Below are 261 nucleotides of genomic sequence, written 5' to 3'. Positions count from 1 at the left end.
CCGTAAGCGGTACCCAGAGGATGCCGACGGCGACGCCCTGCAGCACGGCATGCATCAGCAGCTCATCGGTCCCGACGTTGAGGTTGAGGCTGGCCAGCCCAAGCCCGGAGGCCACCAGCAGGCCGAAGCCGATGCCCATGCCGATACGCGGATCCCAGCGGCCGATCAGGAGGGTACTGGCGAAGCCGATGCTGCCGCCGATGCCGCGGTAGCCGACCACCATGCCGATGATCGCATCCGGATAGCCCGCATGCTGTTGCA

General features: G+C 67.0%; 1 protein-coding gene. It reads right to left on the bottom strand.

The features are described 5' to 3' along the window. A partial coding sequence (locus AC0IW9_RS31100; RefSeq protein ID WP_471652156.1) for a hypothetical protein occupies window positions 1–261 on the bottom strand: 261 nt, incomplete at both ends.

It is taken from the genome of Belnapia sp. AC561, from assembly GCF_979252845.1.
Note: the sequence above shows the minus strand (reverse complement) of the source record. Positions and strands in the feature narration are given on the sequence as shown.